The sequence below is a fragment of the Hymenobacter sp. PAMC 26628 genome, from assembly GCF_001562275.1.
Taxonomy (GTDB): domain Bacteria; phylum Bacteroidota; class Bacteroidia; order Cytophagales; family Hymenobacteraceae; genus Hymenobacter.
This window is the reverse complement of record NZ_CP014304.1, coordinates 60145-82006: the sequence shown is the minus strand read 5'-3', so window position 1 is coordinate 82006 and position 21862 is coordinate 60145. Positions and strand designations below refer to the sequence as shown.

Sequence of the window (21862 nt, the reverse complement as noted above, 5' to 3'; positions counted from 1 at the left end):
CCCGGGGCGGGGCGGCGGTATATTGGGCGCACTTTCCGCCTTACTTTGCTGCCATGCGCTCGTCCGTTTCGCTTTGCCTGGTGCTGGGGGCCCTGGGGCTGCTAAGCCGGCCGGCCCGGGCCCAATCGGGCTTGAATAGCAAGGACTTGGAGGACATCAGCCACGGCCGGCCCACCTCGACCCAGAACCTGAACCAGGCCAACACCGCCGATGAGCGGGCCCTGGCGGCCGAGGCGGCCCACGTGGCGCACTACTACGACCCCGACTGGGTGCCCGGCGCCCTACTGCCCATCAAGGGTGAGGCGCAGCCCGTGCCCGGCCTGCGCTACAACCTGGTGCACCACTGGGTGGAGGCGCAGGACCCTACCGTGCCCGGCGGCGTGCGCCTCTACCCGGTGGGCAGCCTGCGGGGCTTCGTGCTGAACAACGCGCCCGGCCGGCCCGGCCACCGCTTTGGGGCCTACCGCGTGGGCGGCGCGGGCCGCCTGCTGCTCGAAGAGCTGACCGAGGGCCCCGTGCGCCTGCTGCTGGGCTACGACCTGGAGCTGGTGGGGGCCGTGCGCAACGCCGCCATCGGCGTCGAAACCCAGGCTGCGCAGTTCCGGCGCACCTCTGAGCTATACGTGGCCACCCCGGCTCGCCCGCTGGCCCAACCCCTGGCGCTGGGCCAGCGGGCGGTGCTGCGCCTGTTCGGGGCGGCCGAGGGCGACATGGCCCTTTATGCCCGGCAGCACACCCTGCGCTACGATAACCTGACCGACGTGGTGCAGTTGGTAGACCACTTCAACGCCACTATGCCGCCGGGGCCCTAAACACGAAAGGCCACTCCGCCGGGAGTGGCCTTTCGGAAACCAGGCATTCATCTGGGGCCCTACGGCAGGCTGGCCGCCACGCTGAATTTGCTGTCGACGCGCACGACCACGTCTTGGGCCGGGCGCTGGCTGAGCAGCACTTCGCTGGTGAGGGCGTAGCTGCTGCTTTGCAAGTACGTGTCGAGCTTGGTGTCGGGCGCGGGGTTGAGTTGGATGGAAGTAGCGCCTTTGGGCACGTTGTTGAGCGAGGCCAGCAGCACTTTGTTGGTGCCGGCGGCGTCGGTGCTGATGTAGAGCTTGACGCTCTGCACGATGTCAAAGTTTTGGCCGGCGGGGCTGGTGGCGGTCAGCGTGAGCTGCTCCAGCTTCACCTCCTGCACGTACTGGGCCTTGGTATTATTGTTGGCGTAGGTGGTGGTGGAAGTGGAATTCACCGTCACGGCGGGCAAAGTGACCGGGGCCGTGCCGTACGGGTACGCAGCCGGCACCGTGAAGCTCTGGGTGTCGTTCACGTTGAAGCGTAACAGGCTCAGCACTTTGTTGCAGCCCCCAGCCATTAGCAGCACGCCCACCAGGGCGGGAAACAGCAATAATAATTTGGAGATTTTCAGCATAAAAAGAGCGGTAATAATTGATTGATTAAAACTTAACGCGTAAGTCTGCCGGGAAATCCAGCACACCCAAAAATACGGCATAATCACCGCCCACGCCCGGCCGGTGGGGCCCCAACGACGCCGGGGCCCTACTTATTTACTGGCCAGGGCCAACTGGGCACTGCCGTCGCCCAGGGCGTGCAGGGCCTGCTGCAGCTCGGCGTCGTGCGCGCCCAGCACGGTGTAGTAGGGCACCTCGCCGTAGGCACTTTGGGCGATGTAGGCCTTAATTTGGTTGCGGAGCAAGGCGGCGCAGCGGCGCAGCGCGGCCGGGTCGGCGGGCACACCGTCGCGGGCGGCGGCGGCGGCCAGGGCCCCCAGCTGCGCATCGCTCACGCGGAAGGTGGCGTTGAACTGGGCGAAGCGCAGGCCTTCCAGCTCGGCTTTGTGGGCCTGGTAGAAGGCCAGGGCCAGGGCGCGGGGCGTGTGGTGGGCCTGCAAGCGGGTGTAGTAGGCCGAGTACGCCAGCGTGTCGCGCGGCACAAATACATCGGGCATGATACCGCCGCCGCCGTACACCGGCCGGCCGCGGTCGGTGCGGAAGCGCAGGCCGCCCGCCACGTGGTTGCTGTCGGCCGAGGCCAGGTCGCCGTGGGCGGCGCGCTCGGCCAGCTCGCGGCGGTACTCGGCGCGGCTGCTGCCGTAGGGCTTTTGGATGGAGCGGCCGCTGGGCGTGTAGTAGCGGGCAATGGTGAGGCGCAGCTCGCCGCCGTCGCTGAGGGCAATGGGTTGCTGCACCAAGCCCTTGCCGAAGGTGCGGCGGCCCACCAGCAGGGCGCGGTCGTGGTCTTGCAGGGCCCCGGCCAGCACCTCGGCGGCCGAGGCGCTGCCCTCGTCAACGAGCACCGCCAGGGGCCCTTCCTCAAATTCGCCGGCTACCTTGGCGTACACCTGCGAGTCGTAGGTGTCGCCCTTGCCGTCGATGGCCACGATTTTGCGCGAGCCGCCCACCAGCTCGTCGGCCACGCGGGTGGCGCGGTCGAGGTAGCCGCCGGGGTTGCCGCGCAGGTCGAGCACGAGGCGGCTAAGGCCCTGACGGCGCAAGTCGGCCAGCGCGGCCCGGAAGTCGTCGTAAGTAGTGGCCGCAAACCGGCTGATTTTGATATAGCCCGTCTGCTCGTCAATGAGGTAAGCGGCGTCGATGGACGGGTTGGGCACCCGGCTCCGCACCAGGGCCAGGGCAAAGGTGCGGGCCGAAGCGGGCCGGTGCACCTCCAGGGTTATGGTGCTGCCGCGGGGGCCCCGCAGCAGCTGCGCGATGCGGGCGTTGGTGAGGCGGGCCCCCGACACGGCCTGCCCGCCCACGCGCAGCACCTGGTCGCCGGGCAGCAGGCCGGCCTGGGCGGCCGCACCGCCGCCGAGCGGGGCCACCACCGTCATGGTGTCGCGAAAGAGGTTGAAGTCGAGGCCCACGCCGTCGAAGTCGCCCTGCAAAAAGACGTCGTTCTGCTCGCGCTCCGGGGCCGGAATGTACACCGAGTGCGGGTCGAGGCGCTCCAGCATTTGGGCCGTGGCGTAGTCGGCCAAGCCCTCGGTGTTCACCGAGTCCACGTAGTCGCGGTCCACGTAGCTCAGCACTTCCTTGAAGCGCAGGTAGCCGCGGGCCGTGGCGTCGGGGTTGGTGCTGGAGGGCCGGAACGGGTTGTTGGAAATTAGCAGGCCGCTGCCGAACGCCAGCGCCACCAGCACCGCCCCGCGCAGCCCGGCGCGGCGGGCCCCGGCGGGGCGCGAAGAAGCACGGAAGAGCGGGGAGAAAGCCATTGCGGCAGAACGAAGTAAAGACCATTGCGCCGCTGACAACGCAGGACGAGTATTCAAAATTAATTAAATTTTTCCATGATACGCTTCCAAAAAAATGGGTTTTGATCGAACATAGTTAAATATGTGGAAAATGACGAAAAATACCTTTTTTCAGTCATTTTAAGCTTATTTAAATACTAATTTAACAGCCAAATAATTTCAATTGCACATTGCCGTGAATAAAATTAAATATAATTTTTACAATAAATTGTAGTCCGCAATATTACTCACGCGGGGCGCGCCGCGGGGCGGCCTGGGCCTGGCGGCGGCCGTATCTTTGCGCGGGCGCCAGGGTCGGCGCCAATTTTTGCTTTCGTTTTATTTTCTTTTGCCGTGGGCCGCATCCTCGCCATCGATTACGGCAACAAGCGCGTGGGGCTGGCCGTGACGGACCCCAGCCGCATCATCGCCTCGCCGCTCGACACCATCCACAGCCAAGATTTGCTGGCCTACGTGCTGGCCTACCACCGGCGCGAGCCGCTGGCGGCCATTGTGGTGGGCATGCCGCGCACGCTGCTCAACGAGCCCACCGACGTGACCAGCGCCGTGGTGGGCCTGCTGCGCCGCCTGCGCAAGGAGCTGCCCGACGTGCCCGTCCACGAAATCGACGAGCGATTCACCTCGCGCATGGCCCACGCGGCCATGCTGGCCGGGGGCCTGGGCCAAAAGGCCCGCCGCGACAAGGCCACCGTGGACCGGGTGAGCGCGGCCCTCATCCTCCAGTCGTTTCTGGAGTCGCCGGCGGGCCGGGCCGTGGCCTAGCCGGAACCCCCGGGGCCCCCGCCCCTGTTTGCTTTAATTCTTTATCAACGTTTTACTTAGATGATACACCCCATCGTTGCCATCGGCGACCCCGTGCTGAAGGCCCGCGCCAAAAACCTGCCCGCCGACTTACCCGCTGCCGAACTTCAGTCGCTCATCGCCGACATGTTCGAAACCATGTACTTTGCCCACGGCGTGGGCCTGGCCGCCCCGCAAATCGGCAAGAGCGTGCGGCTGTTTGTGATTGACTCGACCCCCATGGTGGAGCTAGACGAGGAAGACATTGCCGAGGGCGTGGAGGCCGAGCCCGCCATCAAACGCGCCTTCCTCAACCCCGTGATGGTGAGCGAAACGGGCGAGAAGTGGGGCTTCGAGGAAGGTTGCTTGAGCATTCCCGGGGTGCGCGAGCTGGTACAGCGCTGCCCCGACATCGTGCTGCACTACGAGGACGAAAACCGCCAGGTGCACGAGGAAGGCTTTACGGGCATGAACGCCCGCATTATCCAGCACGAGTACGACCACCTGGAAGGCGTGCTTTTCACCGACAAGCTCTCTTCCTTTAAGAAGCAGCTGCTCAAGGGCAAGCTGGCCCGCATCGGCAAAGGCGACGTGGCCCACGACTACCGCATGAAGTTCGCGGGCGCTGGGCGGCGGTAGGGCCCCGGGCAGGTATGGGAAAACATTTGCTATATGAGGCCATGTATGGGAAGTTTTTATTAAATTCGTCCCATACCTAGCCTTTTGCGTTCCGTGGCTTTTGACCCCAGCTGTCCCTTTGATTTGCCGCTGCTGCCCCCGCCGGTGGGCGAAAACGACCCGGCGCTGCTGCGGGTGCTGCTGCGGGCCCGCACGGAGCTGGCCGAGCTGAAGGGGTATTCGGCGGCCATTCCCAACCCAATGCTGTTGCTTTCGCCGGCCATCATCCGGGAATCGGTGGCCAGTTCGGGCATCGAAAACATCCACACCAGCGTAGAATCGGTGTTGCAGCAGGCGCTGTTTCCCGAGGCCGAGCGCCGCGACGCCGACAAGGAAGTGCTGCGCTACGGGGAAGCCATGCGCTGGGGCACCGCGCAGCTGGGGGCCCTGCCGCTGTCGTCGCGCCTCATCGTGGGGGTGCAGCAGCGCCTGATGCCGCAGCTGGAGGCTGGCTGCCGCGCCACGCCCAACCGCATCATTAATTCTGCCACGCGGCAGGCCATCTTCACGCCGCCCAATGCCGGGGACATTCCGCGGCTGCTGGGCAATTGGGAGAGTTTCATCAACGACGACGACAGCGCCTTTGATCCCTTATTGCGTTGTGCCATTGGGCACTACCAGTTCGAGGCCATCCACCCGTTTGGCGACGGCAACGGTCGCACGGGCCGCATTTTGATGGTGTTGCAGCTGGTGCAGCAAGGACTGCTGAACCAACCCACGCTGTTCATCAGCGGCTACATCAACGCCCACCGCCAAGAATACTACCGGCTGCTAGCGGGCGTCACCACCGGCGGCCACTGGCTGGAATTTCTGGTATTTATGCTCGAAGGCTTTTACCAGCAAGCCCGGGAGACGAAGGCCACCCTGCTGGCCGTAATGCAGCAGCTCCAGGCATTTAAGCAGCAGCTGCGCACCGGCGGCCACCGCAAGGTGCCGTTTGAGTTGGCGGAGCACGTGTTTGCGCACCCCGTGACCACGCCTGTACTGGCCGGGCGCGAACTGGGCGTGCACTACAAAACGGCGTCTCGGCACTTGGCCCAACTGGCGGCCAGCGGCTTGCTGGAAACCAAGCAGGTGGGCCGCTATCAATTCTACCTCAACCGGCCGCTGCTCACGGTGCTCAGCCGCCAGTAGCTGCTTTCCAGCCCTCCTATAATTATGTCCAAATACTACGCGCCATTGTCCTTGGTATTAGTGCTCGCGCTGGGGCCCCGGCCGGCGCGGGCCTGGGGCTTTTTTGGGCACCGGCTGCTGAACCGGCTGGCGGTGTACACGTTGCCGCCGAAGATGGTGGGCTTTTACAAGGCGCACATTGATTATATCACGGCCAACGCCACCCGGCCCGACGCGCGCCGCACGGTGGTGCCCGGCGAGGCGGCCAAGCACTTCATGGACGTGGACCGCTACGGCGACAGCTGCCTGAGCACCCACGGCCGGGGCCTGCCCCGCCGCTACGAAGACGCCGTGGCCCGCTACGGCGAGGACTCGCTGCTGCGCCACGGCATTGTGCCCTGGAACATCGCGGCCATGAAAAACCAGCTCACCGCTGCCTTCCAGCGCCAGGATGCCGACGCCATCCTGCGCCTCTCGGCCGACCTGGGGCACTACGTAGCCGATGCCTGCGTGCCGCTGCACGCCACCCAGAACTACAACGGCCAGCTGACGGGCCAACGCGGCATCCACGGCCTGTGGGAGAGCCGCTTGCCCGAGCTGCTGGCCGCCGACTACGACCTGTTCACGGGGCCCGCGCCGTACCTGGAGCACCCCGGCGACGCGGCCTGGGGGGCCCTGGCCCGCTCCCACGCCGCCGTCGATTCGGTGCTGCGGTTCGAGAAAGAGCTGACGGCCAAGTTCCCCGCCGACCGCAAGTACGGCTACGAGGCCCGCGGGGCCACCACGGTGCGCGTGTACTCGCGCGACTTCAGCCGGGCTTACCACGCCCGGCTCGGCGGGCAGGTGGAGCGGCAGCTGCGCTACGCCAGCCGGCTCATCGGCGCGTTTTGGTACACGTGTTGGGTCGACGCCGGGGCCCCTGACTTGGACAAGCTGCCCCGCACCACCTCGGCCGTGGAGGAGCTGCGCCTGGCCCGCGAAGCCGCCGACGCGGCCGCGGCCCCAGCGGCAGGCAGCGTGCCCGGGCACGAGGAATAGGGCCCCCAGCGGGCGAGCTACCGGCCTTCCGCCAGCTGCCCGGTAATCATAGGACGGCAAGCGCTAAAAGGTAATGCCGAGGCCCTGCTTTTCGGCAACGAACAATGGGCAGCAGGCAGCGGGCCGAAAAAGCCGGCCGCCCGCGCCTTCCCGCGCTACAGCTCCTCCGTGGCGTCCAGCGCGTCGAGGTCTACCACAGCGATGCCGGTTTCGTCCACGTCGTAGGCGCGGCGGAAGCGGCGGTACCAGGTTATTTCGCTGGGAACATAGGAGTTGCGGGCGTACACGTCCTGGGCGAAGGTGTCGTCGTAGCCTTTCAGCATGACGATGATTTCCACGTCGCGGGCTGCGTAGTCGGCGGGGCCCAAGCCGTGCAGGGGGCTGCCGGGCCCCAGGTCGTGCACCAGCGTCCAGGTCAGGGGCAGGAAGCTCACGGCGTCGCGCTCCAGGGCCGCGTTGGCGTAGGAAAAGTTCTGGGTTTCGGGGTCCGTGAACTTGACGATGACCCGCGCCGAGAGCTCAATCAGGATGTTGGCCCGGCGGTTGGCCACCCGGAACTGCAGGCACGGCGTGCCGTCGGGCCGCCGGCTGACGATGGCCGCCCGGCTGAACAAGATGCGCGCCGTGGGCCGCGAAAACCGCCCGTAGAGCAAGCCCGTAGCCAGCGCAAACGTGAGCACGCCCACCAGCGCCTCCAGGCTGGAGAGGGCCCCGGTGCCGTTGCTGCCCGGGTACACGTGCCCGTAGCCCACGCTGGTGAAGGTTTGGATGGAAAAAAACAACGCGCTCAGAAAGTCCTGCCCCCAGCCGTGGGGGGCCGCCACGCCGGGCAGGTCTTCGAGGCCCAAGGCCATGTAAGCCAGCGCGAACGCCGCGTTCAGCGCCCCAAACAACACGCCCACTTCCAGAAAAAACCGGCCCCACGGCATCAGAATCAGCCGCTGGTAGGGGTCGCGAATAGGCGGGCCGCCGCGCCGCCGCACGTTGAAGGAGCCGTCGTGGTTGATGGCCCGCTGGGTGGGCTGCGAAAACTTTTCGCCAATGCCGGGGTCGAGCGAGGCCATGCCGTACGGAAAGAGAAGTGAGCCGCGAAGAACGCCACCCCGGGCCGCACCTGCCCGCGCCGGGGCCCTAAACTTCGGCCGCCAAGCCCCGCTTTTCGTAGGAGAAAAGCCGCGGCTTTAGCACGCTTTTCTCTTCATTTTTCCTTTATTCTTATGCGCGGGGTTTACGCCATTGTGCTCCTCACCATCTCCAATTTGTTCATGACGTTTGCCTGGTACGGGCACCTGCACTTGTTCAAAAAGATGGCCTGGTTTGCTAAATTAGGGCTGTTCGGCGTCATCATGGTGAGCTGGGGGCTGGCCCTGTTCGAATACATTTTTCAGGTGCCGGCCAACCGCCTGGGGTTTGAGGAAAACGGCGGGCCGTTCGGGCTGTTCCAGCTCAAGGTGATTCAGGAAGTGGTGACGCTGGCGGTGTTCACGCTCTGCACAGTGTTCGTGTTCAAAACCGACAAGCTGGGCTGGAACCACCTGGCGGGCTTCGTGCTGCTGGTGGCAGCGGTGTACGTCATCTTTAAGAAGTGGTGAGCGAAGGCACCTTGGGGGCCTGAAGAAAAATTAATATCCGGCTCAGCCCGGCTTCAGGGCGCGATAGAAATTTTGTAGCGTCGAAAAGGTAACCGGAGCCGGGTCGACGCCCCCTTATTTCTTCCTTACCCCATCCTACTGCCATGCGCAACCTATTTGCTTCCACTGCCCTCCTAGCCGCCCTGATTTTCGCCGGCACCGCCCAAGCTCAACAAACGGTCGTGAAGACCAAAACTAAATCGGCCAAAAACGGTCCCCGCACCGCCGCTGCGGCCACCCCGCCCCCCGCCCCACTGGCCCCGCCCGTGGGCGGCCCGGCCGGCCCGCAGCGCCCCGGGGGCCCCCATGCCGGCCCGGAAGGCCCGGGCGGCCCAGGCCCTAAGGGCCCGCGCGGCCGCAAGGGTGGTCCCGGTCCCGGTCCCGGCGGCCCGCGCGGCGGCCAAGTGCAGGTGCTGACTGATGTGCGCGGCACCCTGACAACCTACCAGGCCCTGAACGACGAGCGGGTGTACGACGCCTTTGTGCTGCGCGCCGACGGCGGGGCCCCGGCCGACACCGTGCACTTTCCGCGCCACCTGGGCCAGCAGTTGCTAGCCGCCGCCAAGGCCGGTAGCGCCGTGACGGTGAGCGGCTTCCGCCAGGCTGGGCCCGACGGCCGCAACCACTTCCACTTCGTGAGCCTGACCAGCGGCAGCCAAACCGTGGCCGACGCCCGGCCCACGCCGCCCGCCACCCCGCCCACCGAAACCAGCGCCACCGTGCGCGGCACCGTGCGCGAGCTGCGCCGGGGCCCCAACGGCCGCGTGCGCAGCCTGGTGTTGAGCGACCAAACCGTGCTCCAGCTTTCGCCCGTCGCCGTGGAGCAGCTGGCCGATAAGCTCACCGTGGGGGCCAGCCTCGAAGCCACCGGCGCGGTGCGCACTGCCCGCGCCGGCGAGGCGTTGGCCACCACCAACCCCGCCCGCGTAGTACACGCCGAAACCCTGACGCTGGGCGGCACCAAGTACTTGGTGCGCTAGGAATTAATAGTTGAAAAGTCCTCAGACCGTCGTGCTCAGCTGGCGGCCTAAGGTGGACGACTCCCCATTTTCAATTCTTTTCAACGACGCGGGGCCCCAGCTCCGCGCCGTTTTTTGGGTTTGCATAACTCCCACTTTGCCTCGCCATTCGGCTGATTTTATGCGCATTCTCATCGTAGAAGACGAGGCCCGGCTGGCCGGGTTCATCCAGCAGGGCCTCACCCAGGCCGGGCACGTGGCCGACGTGGCCGCTACCGGCCCCGAGGGCCTGGAGCGCGCCGCCGCCACGCCTTACGACTGCATTTTGCTCGACCTGATGCTGCCCGGCCAGAGCGGCCTCGACGTGCTGCGCAACCTGCGCGAGTTCGGCCTGAGCGTGCCCGTCATCATCCTCAGCGCCCTCACCGACGCCCGCCACGTTGTGAGCGGCCTAGAGGCCGGGGCCGTTGACTACTTGCGCAAGCCCTTCGCCTTCGACGAGCTGCTGGCCCGCCTGCTCATCATCGGGCGCAAAACCGCGGGGCCCGCCGGGGCCGAAGCCCTGCACCTGGCCGACCTCGTGCTCGACCCGCTGGGCCGCACCGTGACGCGCGCCGGCCGCCCCTTAAGCCTTACCAACCGCGAGTTTGCGGTGCTCGACTTGCTGCTGCGCAACGCCGGCCGGGTGGTGACGAAAACCCGCCTCGCCGAGAAGGTGTGGGACGTGGAGTACGACATGGGCTCGAACGTGATTGAGGTGCACATCTCGCAGCTGCGCCGCAAGCTCGACCGCGACTTTGCCCCCGCCCCGCCCCTGCTCGAAACCGTGATTGGCCAGGGCTACCGCCTGCGCGAGCCGATGGAGTAAGTGGCAAGCAAGTTTTACGATCAGTAGTACTCAGGCCGTCACGAGCAATAAAGGCGGTCATGCCTCGGCTGCGCTCGGCATGACCGCCTTTATTGCTAATTCAGCCACAAGCCTCTCCTCTATAATGACCACTTCCCCTCCCCTTTCCCCCGCGCCGCCGCGCCGGTTCCGGCTGGGGCTGCGGGGGCAGCTGCTGCTCGTGTTTGGGCTGGTGTTTGGGTTGGCCACGCTGGCGGTCGGCGGCTACCAGTACCGCAGCCTGGCCCGCCTGCTGGCCCGCGCTAACGACGCCCAGTTGCGCACGCGTGCCACCCGCCTGCTCGACCGCGTGACGCTGGACCCGCTGCCTACCCTGCCCCTGCCCGACCAACTCGGCGAAGCCATGCGCGTGGCCTTTGAGGAACCCGGCCAACCGGCGCGTGAGCTGTTTCGGTCGGCACAGTTTCCGGCCGGGGCCCCCGCGCTGCCGCGCCCCGGTGCGCCCGGGGCCGCGCTGGGGCCCCGGCGCGTGGTGGCCGTGGGCCGCGCCGCCGCGCCACCTGGCCCGGGCGCCGACGAAGCCGCGCCTACCGGCCGGCTCACGCTGTGGCTGGCCCACCCCGCCGCCCCCTTGGACCGCGACCTGGCCCGCCTGCGCCGCATCTTGTGGCTGAGCCTATTGGGCAGCGCAGCGCTGGCGGCGCTGCTGGCCCCAGCGGTGGCAGCCGTGGCGCTGCGGCCCGTGCGGCGCATGGCGGCGCAGGCCCGGCGCATCCAGCAGGCCGAGGACATTGCGCCTCTGCCCGTGCCCAACACCGGCGACGAAGTGCAGGAACTCGCCGAAACCCTGAACCAGCTACTAGGCCGCTTGCAGGGACAGGCCACGGCCCAGGCCAACTTCCTGGCCGCGGCGGCGCACGAGCTGCGCACGCCGCTGGCCACCCTGCAAACCGGCCTCGACGTGAGCGGGCGCGACCTGGCCCTGCCCGCCGCCACCCGCGCTGCCCTGGCCGGCCACGACGCCGAGCTGGCCCGCCTGGGCCGGCTCGTGGACGACTTCCTGCTGGTGGGGCGCTTGGGGGCCGGGGCCCTGCCCGCCGTCCGCCGCCCCGTGGCCCTCGACGAGCTCCTGCTGGCCCTGGCCGACCGGGAGCTGCCGCGCTTCCGGGCCGCGGGGCGCACGCTCACTGTCGAGCTGCCCGAGCACGCCGCGGCAGCTACGCTGCTGGTCGACACCGACCCCGACCAGCTCACCACCGTGGTGCTGAACCTGCTCGACAACGCCCGCAAGCACGGCGCGCCGGGAGCCCCGGTGGTGCTGCGACTGGCGGGCCCGGCGGCCGGCGCGGGCCCCACCATCGGCGTGGCCAACGCCCTGGCCGTGCCGCTGGGGCCCCACCTGGCCCACCTCACCGCCGCCTGGTACCGGGCCGACCCGTTGGCCCCCGGCACCGGCCTGGGCCTATGGATTGCCGGGCGCCTGGCCCAGGGCCTGGGCGTGCGCTTGGGCTTCGAGGAAATTGGGCCGCAACTGTGCGCCACCGTGGCGTGGCCCGCGCCAGACCCGGCAGCGTAAACCGGCACCGCCGCGCCCCAATCCCCTCCTTAAGCCATTCTCACAACCGGTTTGGGCAGGGCCCCCAGACCCGGCGGGCCGGCCGCTTTAGTGGGCGCGGCGGCACCGGCCGCGGCAAAGGCCGCCGCCGCAGTTTTGTACTTCTGGCCAGCAGGGCTGAACGCGGGGCCTCGGGCCCCGTTTGGTTCTGGCGGGACGGCGGAGCCGGCGGGAAGCGGCCGCGGAGGCCTACGGGGCCCCTGGGCGCAATCGGGGCAGTGTCGTACTTTCGGCGCATACCGGGCAAACCGGCCGCAGTGCTATTGAATTATTTTATGATTAAAAAAATATTGTGGGCCTGCGCCGCAGCTGGCGCGCTGGGCCTAGCGGCGGGCCCGGCCCAGGCCCAGCGGGTGGGGCTGGTGCTGAGCGGCGGCGGCGCCAAGGGCCTGGCCCACGTGGGCGTGCTCAAAGAGCTGGAGAAGAACCACATCCCCATCGATTACATTGTGGGCACGAGCATGGGGGCCGTAGTAGGGGCCATGTACGCCTCGGGCTACTCGCCGGCCGACATCGAGCAGATCGTGCTGAGCAAGGAATTTCAGAACTGGACGTCGGGCAAAGCCCTGGAGAGCAAGACGTTCAACTTCGTTACGAGCGAGCCCTCGCCCTCGGCCCTGCGCCTGGGCGTGGCCCTGGACTCGACGCTGCACGCGCGGGTGAGCTCGAACCTGGTGAACGACCTGAACCTGAACCTGGCCCTGGCCAAACTACTGGCCCCGGCGGGGGCCGAGGCGAATTACGACTTCAACAAGCTGTTTGTGCCGTTTCGGTGCATGACGTCGGAAGTGTTTACGCGCCAGGAAGTGGTGCAGCGCAAGGGCTCTTTGAGCGACGCGGTGCGCAACTCGATGACGTTTCCGCTGGCGTTCCGGCCCATCCGCAACCTCGACGGAAAGTACTACTACGACGGGGCGGTGTTCGACAACTTTCCCACGGTGGCCATGAAAACGGAGTTTGCGCCCGACGTCATCATTGGGGTGAACGTGGGCGACGTGGCCTTCAAAAAGTACCCCTTTAAGACCGACGACGCCCTGCTGGCCAGCACGGTACTGTTTCTGGGCACGAGCGTAGCCGACACGTCGAGCGTGGGCAAAAACGGCATTTACATCCAGCCCAACCTGCAGGCTCTGGGCGTGGGCGACTTCGACCAAGTGAAGCAGTTTATTGGCAAGGGCGACACGGCCACGCTGCTGAAAATGGACCTCATCAAGCAGCGCATCGGCCGCCGCCAGGACTCAACGGCGCTAGTGGCGCGGCGGCGGGCGTTTCAGGAGGGGGCCCCCACGCCGCGCTTTTTGGAAGTGCAGGTGAACGGCCTGCGGCCGGACCAGAACGCGTACGCGGCCAAGTTTTTCCAGCGCAAGGGCCGCGAGTTTGGCCTCGACGAGATTGAGGAGGGCTACTACCGGCTGGCGTCGGACGATTACTTCAAGAACATTTATCCGCGCATTCGCTACGACGCGGCGCGCAAAGGCTACATTTTCAGCCTCGACGCGCAACGCAACAACAACGTGACGGCCGAGGTGGGCTTCGTGCTGAGCACCCGGCCCATCGACAACTTTTACCTGGGCCTGGAGTACCGGGTGCTGCGCCGGCTGCTCTACACCACGGCGGCCGACGTGAGCCTGGGGCGCTTCTACAACGGGGCCCACGGCTCGTTCCGCATCAGCGTGCCGGGCACGGTGCCGTTCTACGTGGAGCCGGGCATTACCTACAACCAGTGGGACTACCAGAGCACGGGCGGCCTGCTGGGGCGCAACGCGCTGGGCACCCAAATCCGGCAGCAGGACACGAAGGTGGGCTTCCAGGTGGGCGTAACGCCGACCTACCGCAGCCGGCTGCTGCTCGACGCGGGCCTGTTTACGACGCGCGACGATTATACAAACCGCACGGAAATTAACAGCAGCGACGTGCTCGACAAAACCATTTTCCACGGCTTCACGGGGGCCCTGCGCCTGGACCGCAACACCCTGAACGAAAAACAGTACGCCACCGGTGGCCACCGCTACTCGTACACGCTGCGCGGCGTCACGGGGTCGGCGGCCTACACGCCGGGCTCCACGTCGCTGGTGGCGGCCAACGAGCACCACCACCAGTGGCTGCAATTCCGGGCCACCGTGGAGCGCTACTTTGCCCTGCCCGGCAACCGCCGCGCCTGGGGCTACTTCGGCGAGGCCATGGCCACGGGCCAGGGCACGTTCAGCAACTTCCGGGCGTCGCAGGCCATCGCGCCGGTGTTCTCGCCGCTGCCCGACGCCCGCACGCTGTTCCTCGACAAGTACCGCAGCGGGCGCTACGCGGCCGTGGGCGTGCGCTACAGCCAAGCCGTGCTGGGCAGCCTGCAGTGGCGCACTGAGCTGTACATGCACCTCAACTTCCAGCCTTTGGAGCAAGCCGATGACCAGACGGCTCTGCGCACCAGCGGCTTCGACCGGCCGCGGCTGACGGCCAGCACGGGCTTCATTTTGATGACGCCCGTGGGGCCCCTGGCCCTGCACGCCCGCTACTACGACGACCCCAACGAGCACTTTGGCGTGTACGCCCACCTAGGCTACCTGCTCTTCCGCGGCCGGGCTCTGGAGTAGGGGAGGCGGGCTTCGACGACGCGGCGTGGCGAGCCGTGGACCTGCCCCACGACTGGAGCATCGAGGACCTGCCGGGTACCGCGTCGCCGTTTCAGGCCGATGCCATCAGCCAAGTCAGCAGCGGCTTCACCACCGGCGGCACCGGCTGGTACCGGAAAACCTTTGCGGTGCCCGCGGCGCTGAAGGGCCAGCGGGTGCAGGTGCAGTTCGACGGCGTGTACATGAACGCCGCGGTGTGGCTGAACGGCCAGTCTCTGGGCACGCACCCCTACGGCTACACCAGTTTTTGGTACGACGCGACGGACAAGGTGGCGTTTGGGGGCCCGAACGTGCTGGCGGTGCAAGCCAAGAACGAGGGCCAGAACAGCCGCTGGTACTCGGGCCCGGGCATTTACCGGCACGTGTGGCTGCGCACGCTGGCGCCGGCGCACGTAGTGCCGTGGGGCACTTACCTCACCACGCCCACCGCCACGGCCGCGGCGGCCCAGGTGCGCGCCCAGACCGCCGTGGTGAACGAGGGGCCCCAGGTCGCCGCGCTGACGCTGGTGACGCGCCTGCGCAACGCCCATGGCCAGGACGTGGCCCGCGCCGAGACCCAGCAAACCGTGGCCGCCGGCGCCACGGCCACCTTCGACCAAACCCTCACCCTGAAAGCGCCCGCGCGGTGGTCGGTGGACCAGCCCACCCTGTTCAACCAAGCCTCCCAGCGCAACGCCTGGCAAGGCCGCTGCCTAGTCATTGTTAAATCCAGCCCGCAAGCCGGCACCGTCACCCTCCGCGCCACCGCCGCAGCCCTGCCGCCCACCGAAACGGTAGTGGCCACACAGTAGCGCGGCAGCCGCCTGCGCAGCACCAACGCGTTAATTATCAGCCGCCAGGGCCCTAGCCACGCTGCGCGCTACCCTGCAATGGCCGCGGCCACGGCAGCCGGGGCCTCGTAGGGCAGCAGGTGGCCGGTGCCAGGCACCTCCGTAAGCGGGGTGCCTGCCGGCAGCAGCGGCAGGGTTTGCTGGCGCTGGGCGGCGGCGGGAATGGCGCGGTCGGCGGCGCCCACCAGCAGGTGGCAGGGCACGGTAATTTCGCCCATCAGCGCCGTCAGGTCCTCCAGCGAGCCGGCCAGCAGCCAGGCGTCCCAGGCGGCCTGGCGGCTGCGGAGGTTGTCGGCCACTATTTGCTGGTGCACGGCGGTGGGCAGGGCAGCCTCGGTGATGTTGTGGAAAGTCTTTTCGGCCTCGGCCGGCTTGCCGTAGGCGGCGAGCGAGGCGGCGCGGTCGTCGTCCGAAATCGGCTCGGGGCTGGGCGGCGAGGGCGAGAGCAGCACGAGCCGGCGCAGGCCAGCGGGCCGGGTGGCGGCCAGGGCCAGGGCCACCTTGCCGCCCAGGCTGTGGCCGACGAGCACGTAATCGGTCAGCTTGTTCTCCCGAATAAATTCCGCCACCCAATCGGCGTAGGCCCCCACCGAATAGTCGAAGCCCGCGGGGGGGGCCTGCGCGCCGAAGCCGGGCAGGTCGGGGGCAAATAGGGCCGTGCCCAGGGGCAGCAGCGGGCGCAAGGCATCGAATTCGTGGCCGGCCCCGGCCCAATAGTGCAGGGCCAGCACGGCAGCGGGAGTAGTGGTGAAATCAGGCATGGCCTCGCATACGGCAAACGCCCCCGCCGGGATAAGCTCAGCCCAGACGCACAAAGGCCCTTCTCTCAAGCGGAGGGAAGGGCCTTTGTGCAACTAGGGCCCCGGCCAGTGCGGCCGGCGGCAAAGCTTACTCCTTCACGAAGCGCGTGGCCAAGTTGACCACCGCCCCGTTGGTAGCGGTGCCGCTCACCCGCACCACGTAGCTGCCGCTGGCCAGCGAGGCCAGGTTGAGGGCGTGGGCCAGGCCAGCGGGCAGGCGCAGCCCCAGCACGGCGCGGCCGGTCAGGTCGAGCAGGCTCACCTGGTAGGTGCCGGCCGGCAGATGGCTCAGGTCGAGCTGAGTGGTAGCAGCGGCCGGGTTGGGGTGCAGGGCGATGGCCAGCGCGGCCGCTTTGCCGAAGGCGACCGTGCGCACGGGCGAGAAGGCGGCCGTGCCGTCGGCGTCGACTTGCCGGAGGCGGTAGTACACGGGGCGGGCGCCCATGGCCTTGGCACCTGCCCCGGCGTCGGTCAGGGCGTAGTCGGTGCTACTGGATTTGCTGCCCTGCCCAGCCACGGCGGCAATTTTCGCGAAGCCAGTGCCGTCGAAGCTGCGCTCTACGTCGAAGTGGTCGTTGTTTTTCTCCGAAGCCGTGGTCCAGGTCAGCTGCGCGTCGGCATTCACGGCCCACACCTCAAAGGCGGCCAACTCCACCGGCAGTGGCATGTTGTTCGACACCGTGATGTTGCCCGAGAACTCCGACGTGTTGCCCACGGCCAAGCCGCTCACCGTAACAGGCAGGGTAGCGGAGGCGGTGAGCTTATTGCTCACCAGACTATTGGCCATAGCCGTCGACACCGGAATTTTGAACCGAAACGCCTGTGCGCCGGTTTCTGCGCCCTGGTCTAGGCCCGTGTTGCCCACTACACCGCTATAATTCGAGCTCCCGCCGTCGGTGTCAGTCGCTGAGCCTTCGGTGGCGGAGGCGACGTAGGTGGCCCCCTCGCCGTAGCCGCTGAAATCGCCGCTGGCTACGAAGAATTCAATGAGGGCCCCGGCGGGGGCATAGCCCGTCACCAGCAGGTTGCCGTTGAAGATGGTGGCCTGGGTAAAGACGGGGAAGTTGAGCATACTATTGCCGCCGCTGGCCGCAGTTTTGCCGTCCGCGTTCTTGGTCACCCCGTCGCCGGTGGCCACGTTGTCGGCCGAAAGGTCAATGCCCAGGTCACCACCGGCTCCAGCGCCGCCGTTGCCACTGATATTATTCTGCGTCAGGCGGTTGCCCGAAGTACCCTTCTCCGCTACAATCCCGTCGCCGGAGTTGGCAGTGATGGTATTACCAGTAATCAGGTTGTTGGTACCTAACCGAATGCTCAGGCCCGCGTCGTTGTTTGTGGTTCCTGCGCCATTGTTGCTGATGATGTTGTTGCTGAGGGTATTCAGGGTGTTGGCAGCTACAAACAGCACGATGCCAAAACCCGAGTTATTGTACACGGTATTGCTGGTAACCGTGTTGGTCGAAGTGCCGCCCAGGACGAGGCCGGCACCGTTGGTGAGCGTCACGCCCGCACTAGCGAGCGTGGCAAGCCCATCACGCAGCACGTTGCCAGTTATTGATACGCCCGTAGCATTGTTCGTGAGGTACACGCCGGCTGTCGCGTTACCGCGCGTTGTCACGTCCTGGATGACGGTGCCCGTGGCCGCGGCCCCTCGCACGTAAACGGCGGCCCCATCGGTAAGCACGGGGCCCACCGAGCTGACGCTGGTGCCTTTGGCGTTGTCGAGTTCCAGCGATTTAATCTGCGTGGCGGCACCCGTCACCAACAAGCCCGCAAACGAATTGAACTTGACGGTCACTTCCGCGCCGGTCGTTACCGAGGCTCCTACAGTGGTAACGGCGGCTACCTTATCACCCGTCAGCGCCGCCTGCAAGCTACCGTCGAGGGTCGTATTGGCGTCGCTGATGGCTGGCAAAGCAGCCGCCAGCGTGATGGTGAAGCCCGTGGTGGCGCTGTAGCCGGCGGGGGCCGTCATGCCAGCGCGCAGGCCCGCCAGGGCCGTCGCGCGGCCATCGTTCAGCATGAACACGGCGTATTCTTTGCCCGCCGTCAAGGTGATGCCCGCCAGGGAGCTGGCCTGGGCCAGCTTCGTATTCAGCAGCGCATTGCTGTTGGCAATGAACTGGCGCAGCGAGCCTTGCCCAGCATCGTTGGTGTTCACCACGGCATCGAAGCTGAAGCCGAAATCAACACCGGCCACTGGTGTTGCGGTGGAGGGCCCCCCGGCCACCGTCACGCTGGCGATGGACTGGGCCGTAGTTGTGGGCGTGGTCAGGTCGGCCAGCGCCTGGTTGGTGCCGTGCGCCGCGGCGTCGGCCAGGGTCGGTACTTCGCCGCCCACACGGTTGGCATCGTTGTACACGTAGGTCTGCACCCCGACGAGGCCGGCCACGTTGCCGGTGTTGCGGGCCGAAGTCACCGTGGCATCCACCGTCCGCACGGTGTACGTGGCCGCCACAACCCCAGCAAAGCTGTAGGAGCCGTCGGCGGCGCTGGTCGTGGTGGCCAGGAAATCGCCGGTGCTGGTGTAGAGCTCTACGGTAGCGCCGCCGCGCCCGATGGCGTTGTTGGCCAGGCCGGCGTTGACGGCGGAAGTATTAGCTGCCGCCAGGGTCCGGCCCGCGCCCCCGCCGTAGTTAACGTCGTCGAAGACGGTGCCGCCAACCGTCGTGGTTGTTCCCACCTGGATAACGTAGGTGGCGTCCGGCGCGGAGGTTTGCCCGCCCGTGGCGGCCGACTCGGTTACGTGGTACCTGAAGACGGCATCCCCGGCGAAGGTGGCGGCCGGGTCGAATTGCAGGGAGTTGATGTTGGCCAGCGGCACAAGGGCCCCGGCCACGGCCGTTGTCCGGGTACCGGCGCCGGCTGTGGTTCCGTTGAGGTAAGAAAGGATGCCTTGGGCATTGGTGGGAACCGTGACAATGGTATAAGTCAGGTTGCTGCTGCCCGGCAGGCCGTCGGAGTCCACGCCCACCAGGGCCGGAATGGGGGTGGGCGGGTTAGGACTGGGCATGGCCGGGGCCACGGTGTTGTTGGCCACTGGCCGCGTGTTCTGCCGCCAGTCCCGGTCGCCGCCCGGCGTGTTCAGGTCGGGAAACGACTGGGGCGTCTGGCCATTGGTGGGGTTGGCGCGCGTCACGTCGTTGTCAAAAGCATCGTCGAGGCCGTCGGCGTCGGCGTCGGCGCCCGAGGCTGTTTTTTCAGCCACGCCGTCGTTGTTGATGTCCCAGCCTTCCACGGCGTCCAGACGGCCGTCGTTGTCGGAGTTCAGGTCGCGGTAGTCGGGCAGCGCATCGCCGTCCGTGTCCGTTAGGGGCACGGCCGTGCCGGCTGGCGGGCCGGTGCCCGGCGTGAGGTCATACTGGTTATCGAGGCCGTCGGCGTCGGTATCCACGCCCAGCGGGGCCCGGTAAGCGGCCGTAGTTTGGGCTTCGATGTTGTCCACGATGCCGTCGTTGTCGGCATCAATGTCTAGGTAATCGGGCTGGCCAGCGGTATCGGTGTTGGTCACCGGGAGCTTGGTCACGCCGCTTTCCGGCGCTGTCTCAGCCACGTCGGGCATCCCGTTGGCGCCCACGCCCGTGCTGGGGAAGCGCCCGAGCGTGGCGTCGTAGCCCGTGGGGGCCACGCCGCCGTTGGCTTCAATAGTGTCGGGGATGCCGTCACCGTCGGCGTCGATGTCGAGGAAGTTGGGTCGGCCGTCGAGGTCCAGGTCGTACACGTCGTTGATGCCGTCTTGATTGACATCGACAAAATTCGATTCGAAGGCGTCCAAGTAGCGGGGCACGCCGTTGGCTGTGATAAAGGCCGGATCAACCCCACCGCTTTCCGCGGTATTGGTGATGCCGTCGTTATCTTGGTCGATGTCTACGTTGTCGTTGACACCGTCGCCGTCCGGATCGCACACGTAGAGTAAGGTGAAGCTGATGCTCTGCTGCCCGGTGTTGCCGTAGGTGTAGGTATTTATCAGCGTCAAGTCGCCCGCCAGGGCCGTGGCCCCCGAAGCGGCGCCCCACGTATGCGCGCCGGTGGCGGAAGACACCCCAGTGGCCTGCACCCGCGGGTTGTTCGCCGTGTCCGGAAACTTGGTGGCGCTCAGGTTAGAGTCGTCCCAATACAGCACGTCGTAGAATTTGGTGCCGGGGCGCACGTTTTGGATGCGGAAGCCGCTCACGTTGTCCTCGGCGTCCCACACCGGGAAGTTAACTGCCCCAATTGGCGAAGTACTATTTTGAAACGTCAGCGCCAGCGCTGTGCCCGAGCTCACCACCGCGTTTAGGCCGTCGCGGCCGTTCCACTCCACACGGGAGTTGCCCACCGGAATGGTTTGGGTGATGAGTACGTCGCGGGTGCCCGCCTGGTATCCCGGCGTGCCGTTGAGGTCAATCAGGATGTTGATATTGCCGCCTAGGGCCGAGCGCAGAAAAAACTCTAGCACACCGCCGGTACTGTTGCAGTACGCTGCCGTCGAAATCACCTTCAGATCGGGGTCGTCGGCGCTGGGCCAGACGGCCGGGTCCGGGTCATTGACGAAGTTGAGGTATTCGGGATAGTCGAGTTCCGAGGTTTGGCTCTTGCGCGAGACGGTGAAGTCGGTGGTGCTGGCTGTGGAGCCCATGCTGTTCGACACGAAGCGGAAGAAGTTCTGGGGCGCGATGCCGGCCAGCTCGAACTTCTTCACATAATAACGGCCAACGTTTATTGGGCTCGGAATCAGCGGATAAATGTTGAAAGCCGCCGAAAACACCCCGTCGGTCTGGCCTGCTGAGAACGCCCACTGCTTGCTGAACAAACGGCCGGGCTTGGTAACGCCGCTGGCGTTGTCCTTCACTGTAAAGTCCCAGAAATCGTACACCGAAAAGCGTTGGCCATCCGTGAAACTAGTGTTTTCGACGTAGGGCAGCACCCCGGGGGCCGAAGTGGATTCGCCCTGCTGCACAAACTCAAACCACACGTACTGCACAGCGGTGGTGTTATTCGTATAGGCTAGGGGCGCGTAGCCATTGGCGGGCAGCCCTCCCACCTTGGGCCCCACCCGGTTCTGCACGGTGTCGGCAATCACCCCTGCCTGGGGCCCCGAGCTCAGCGCAGCCAGCAGCGTGGACTGGCGGACGCTGGCTGAGTCGCGGTAGAGCTTCGTCAGCTTGCCCAGGGTTCCCGCGCCCGTACCATCGGCACTCCAGCGCGCCGAAATGATGAGGTTATTTTGGTTAGTAGTGCCGCCCTGGGTGTGCTGTGTGCGGTGTACCCCGTAGTACACGGTTTCGCCCGGCTTCAAGTACACGTACAAGCGCTGGTTATCGCTGTAAGTACTGCTGTTGTGGGAAAAGTTAAAGGGCTTAAGAAAGCCACGGGAAGCATTGCTAACGCCGGTGCCCAAGAAATTGGCGTCGTGCTCCAAGAAGCCGGAGCGGGTGTTGGCTGGGTTCGTCAGAGGCACCGATGGGTTGCTATTAGGCGTGAGCTGTTTGGACCCTTCGGCCCAAGCGGGCAAGTGCCCATTCAGTAACCCTGTCAACAGCAGAAGCGCTAATCGTAAGGATTTTTTCATTATATGCGGGTAATAGTAAAATTTCGAGAAAAGAGCCAAACCAGGAAAAGTGCAGTCGTATCTACTTCACTTATCAGATTTTGGATTTATATTTTTTATAAATAATCTAATAAAATGTATTGTTCAAA

At 66.1% G+C, this 21862-nt stretch carries 16 protein-coding genes; 11 read left to right on the top strand and 5 right to left on the bottom strand.

Translation table 11 applies throughout. The features are described 5' to 3' along the window. Nucleotides 1-53 precede the first annotated feature (53 nt). A complete protein-coding gene (locus AXW84_RS00695; RefSeq protein ID WP_068227334.1) occupies nt 54-812 on the top strand; it encodes a hypothetical protein in 759 nt (252 codons plus the stop codon). A gap of 59 nt (nt 813-871) precedes the next feature. Here AXW84_RS00695 and AXW84_RS00690 read toward each other — a convergent pair whose 3' ends face one another. Further along, complete coding sequence (locus AXW84_RS00690; RefSeq protein WP_068227332.1) at nt 872-1426, bottom strand: hypothetical protein; 555 nt, start codon at nt 1424-1426, stop codon at nt 872-874. Between the two features lie 132 nt (nt 1427-1558). Beyond that, nucleotides 1559-3226: a S41 family peptidase gene (locus AXW84_RS26285; protein WP_068227330.1), complete on the bottom strand. Its 1668-nt coding sequence runs from the start codon at nt 3224-3226 to the stop codon at nt 1559-1561. Nucleotides 3227-3598: 372 nt separating this feature from the next. Between AXW84_RS26285 and ruvX the strand changes: the two genes are divergently transcribed. The 4 genes from ruvX (at nt 3599) to AXW84_RS00665 (ending at nt 6874) form a co-directional block, all read left to right on the top strand. Beyond that, nucleotides 3599-4027: a Holliday junction resolvase RuvX gene (gene ruvX / locus AXW84_RS00680; protein ID WP_068227329.1), complete on the top strand. Its 429-nt coding sequence runs from the start codon at nt 3599-3601 to the stop codon at nt 4025-4027. Between the two features lie 60 nt (nt 4028-4087). Then, nucleotides 4088-4684, top strand: coding sequence for a peptide deformylase (gene def / locus AXW84_RS00675; protein WP_068227327.1), 597 nt, complete (start codon nt 4088-4090; stop codon nt 4682-4684). Between the two features lie 93 nt (nt 4685-4777). Beyond that, nucleotides 4778-5857: a Fic family protein gene (locus AXW84_RS00670; RefSeq protein ID WP_068227325.1), complete on the top strand. Its 1080-nt coding sequence runs from the start codon at nt 4778-4780 to the stop codon at nt 5855-5857. A 24-nt stretch (nt 5858-5881) separates the two neighbouring features. Further along, the gene (locus AXW84_RS00665) at nt 5882-6874 is read left to right on the top strand and encodes a zinc dependent phospholipase C family protein (RefSeq protein ID WP_068227323.1); all 993 of its coding nucleotides are present in this window, start codon (nt 5882-5884) and stop codon (nt 6872-6874) included. A gap of 155 nt (nt 6875-7029) precedes the next feature. Here AXW84_RS00665 and AXW84_RS00660 read toward each other — a convergent pair whose 3' ends face one another. Then, complete coding sequence (locus tag AXW84_RS00660) at nt 7030-7938, bottom strand: ion channel (protein ID WP_068227320.1); 909 nt, start codon at nt 7936-7938, stop codon at nt 7030-7032. Between the two features lie 153 nt (nt 7939-8091). On the opposite strand from AXW84_RS00660, the gene AXW84_RS00655 reads away from it, so the two are divergent. From AXW84_RS00655 to AXW84_RS00630, 6 genes are all read left to right on the top strand, one after another. Then, on the top strand, nt 8092-8466 hold the full coding sequence (locus AXW84_RS00655; protein ID WP_068227318.1) for a DMT family protein: 375 nt from the start codon (nt 8092-8094) through the stop codon (nt 8464-8466). Nucleotides 8467-8609: 143 nt separating this feature from the next. Beyond that, nucleotides 8610-9485 (top strand): hypothetical protein, encoded by an 876-nt coding sequence (locus tag AXW84_RS25340; RefSeq protein ID WP_068227316.1) that lies wholly within the window; start codon nt 8610-8612, stop codon nt 9483-9485. A 160-nt stretch (nt 9486-9645) separates the two neighbouring features. Then, a complete protein-coding gene (locus AXW84_RS00645; RefSeq protein WP_068227315.1) occupies nt 9646-10332 on the top strand; it encodes a response regulator transcription factor in 687 nt (228 codons plus the stop codon). A gap of 124 nt (nt 10333-10456) precedes the next feature. After that, nucleotides 10457-11887 (top strand): sensor histidine kinase, encoded by a 1431-nt coding sequence (locus AXW84_RS00640; RefSeq protein ID WP_068227313.1) that lies wholly within the window; start codon nt 10457-10459, stop codon nt 11885-11887. Between the two features lie 314 nt (nt 11888-12201). Further along, entirely contained in the window at nt 12202-14514 is a 2313-nt protein-coding gene (locus AXW84_RS00635) for a patatin-like phospholipase family protein (RefSeq protein WP_068227311.1), read from the top strand. Between the two features lie 35 nt (nt 14515-14549). Further along, a complete protein-coding gene (locus AXW84_RS00630; RefSeq protein ID WP_068227309.1) occupies nt 14550-15344 on the top strand; it encodes a sugar-binding domain-containing protein in 795 nt (264 codons plus the stop codon). A 68-nt stretch (nt 15345-15412) separates the two neighbouring features. Here the strand turns inward: AXW84_RS00630 and AXW84_RS00625 are convergent, their stop codons facing one another. Both AXW84_RS00625 and AXW84_RS00620 read right to left on the bottom strand, forming a co-directional pair. Beyond that, nucleotides 15413-16144, bottom strand: coding sequence for an alpha/beta fold hydrolase (locus AXW84_RS00625; RefSeq protein WP_071889704.1), 732 nt, complete (start codon nt 16142-16144; stop codon nt 15413-15415). Between the two features lie 127 nt (nt 16145-16271). After that, the gene (locus AXW84_RS00620) at nt 16272-21623 is read right to left on the bottom strand and encodes a beta strand repeat-containing protein (RefSeq protein ID WP_162268236.1); all 5352 of its coding nucleotides are present in this window, start codon (nt 21621-21623) and stop codon (nt 16272-16274) included. Nucleotides 21624-21862 lie beyond the last annotated feature (239 nt).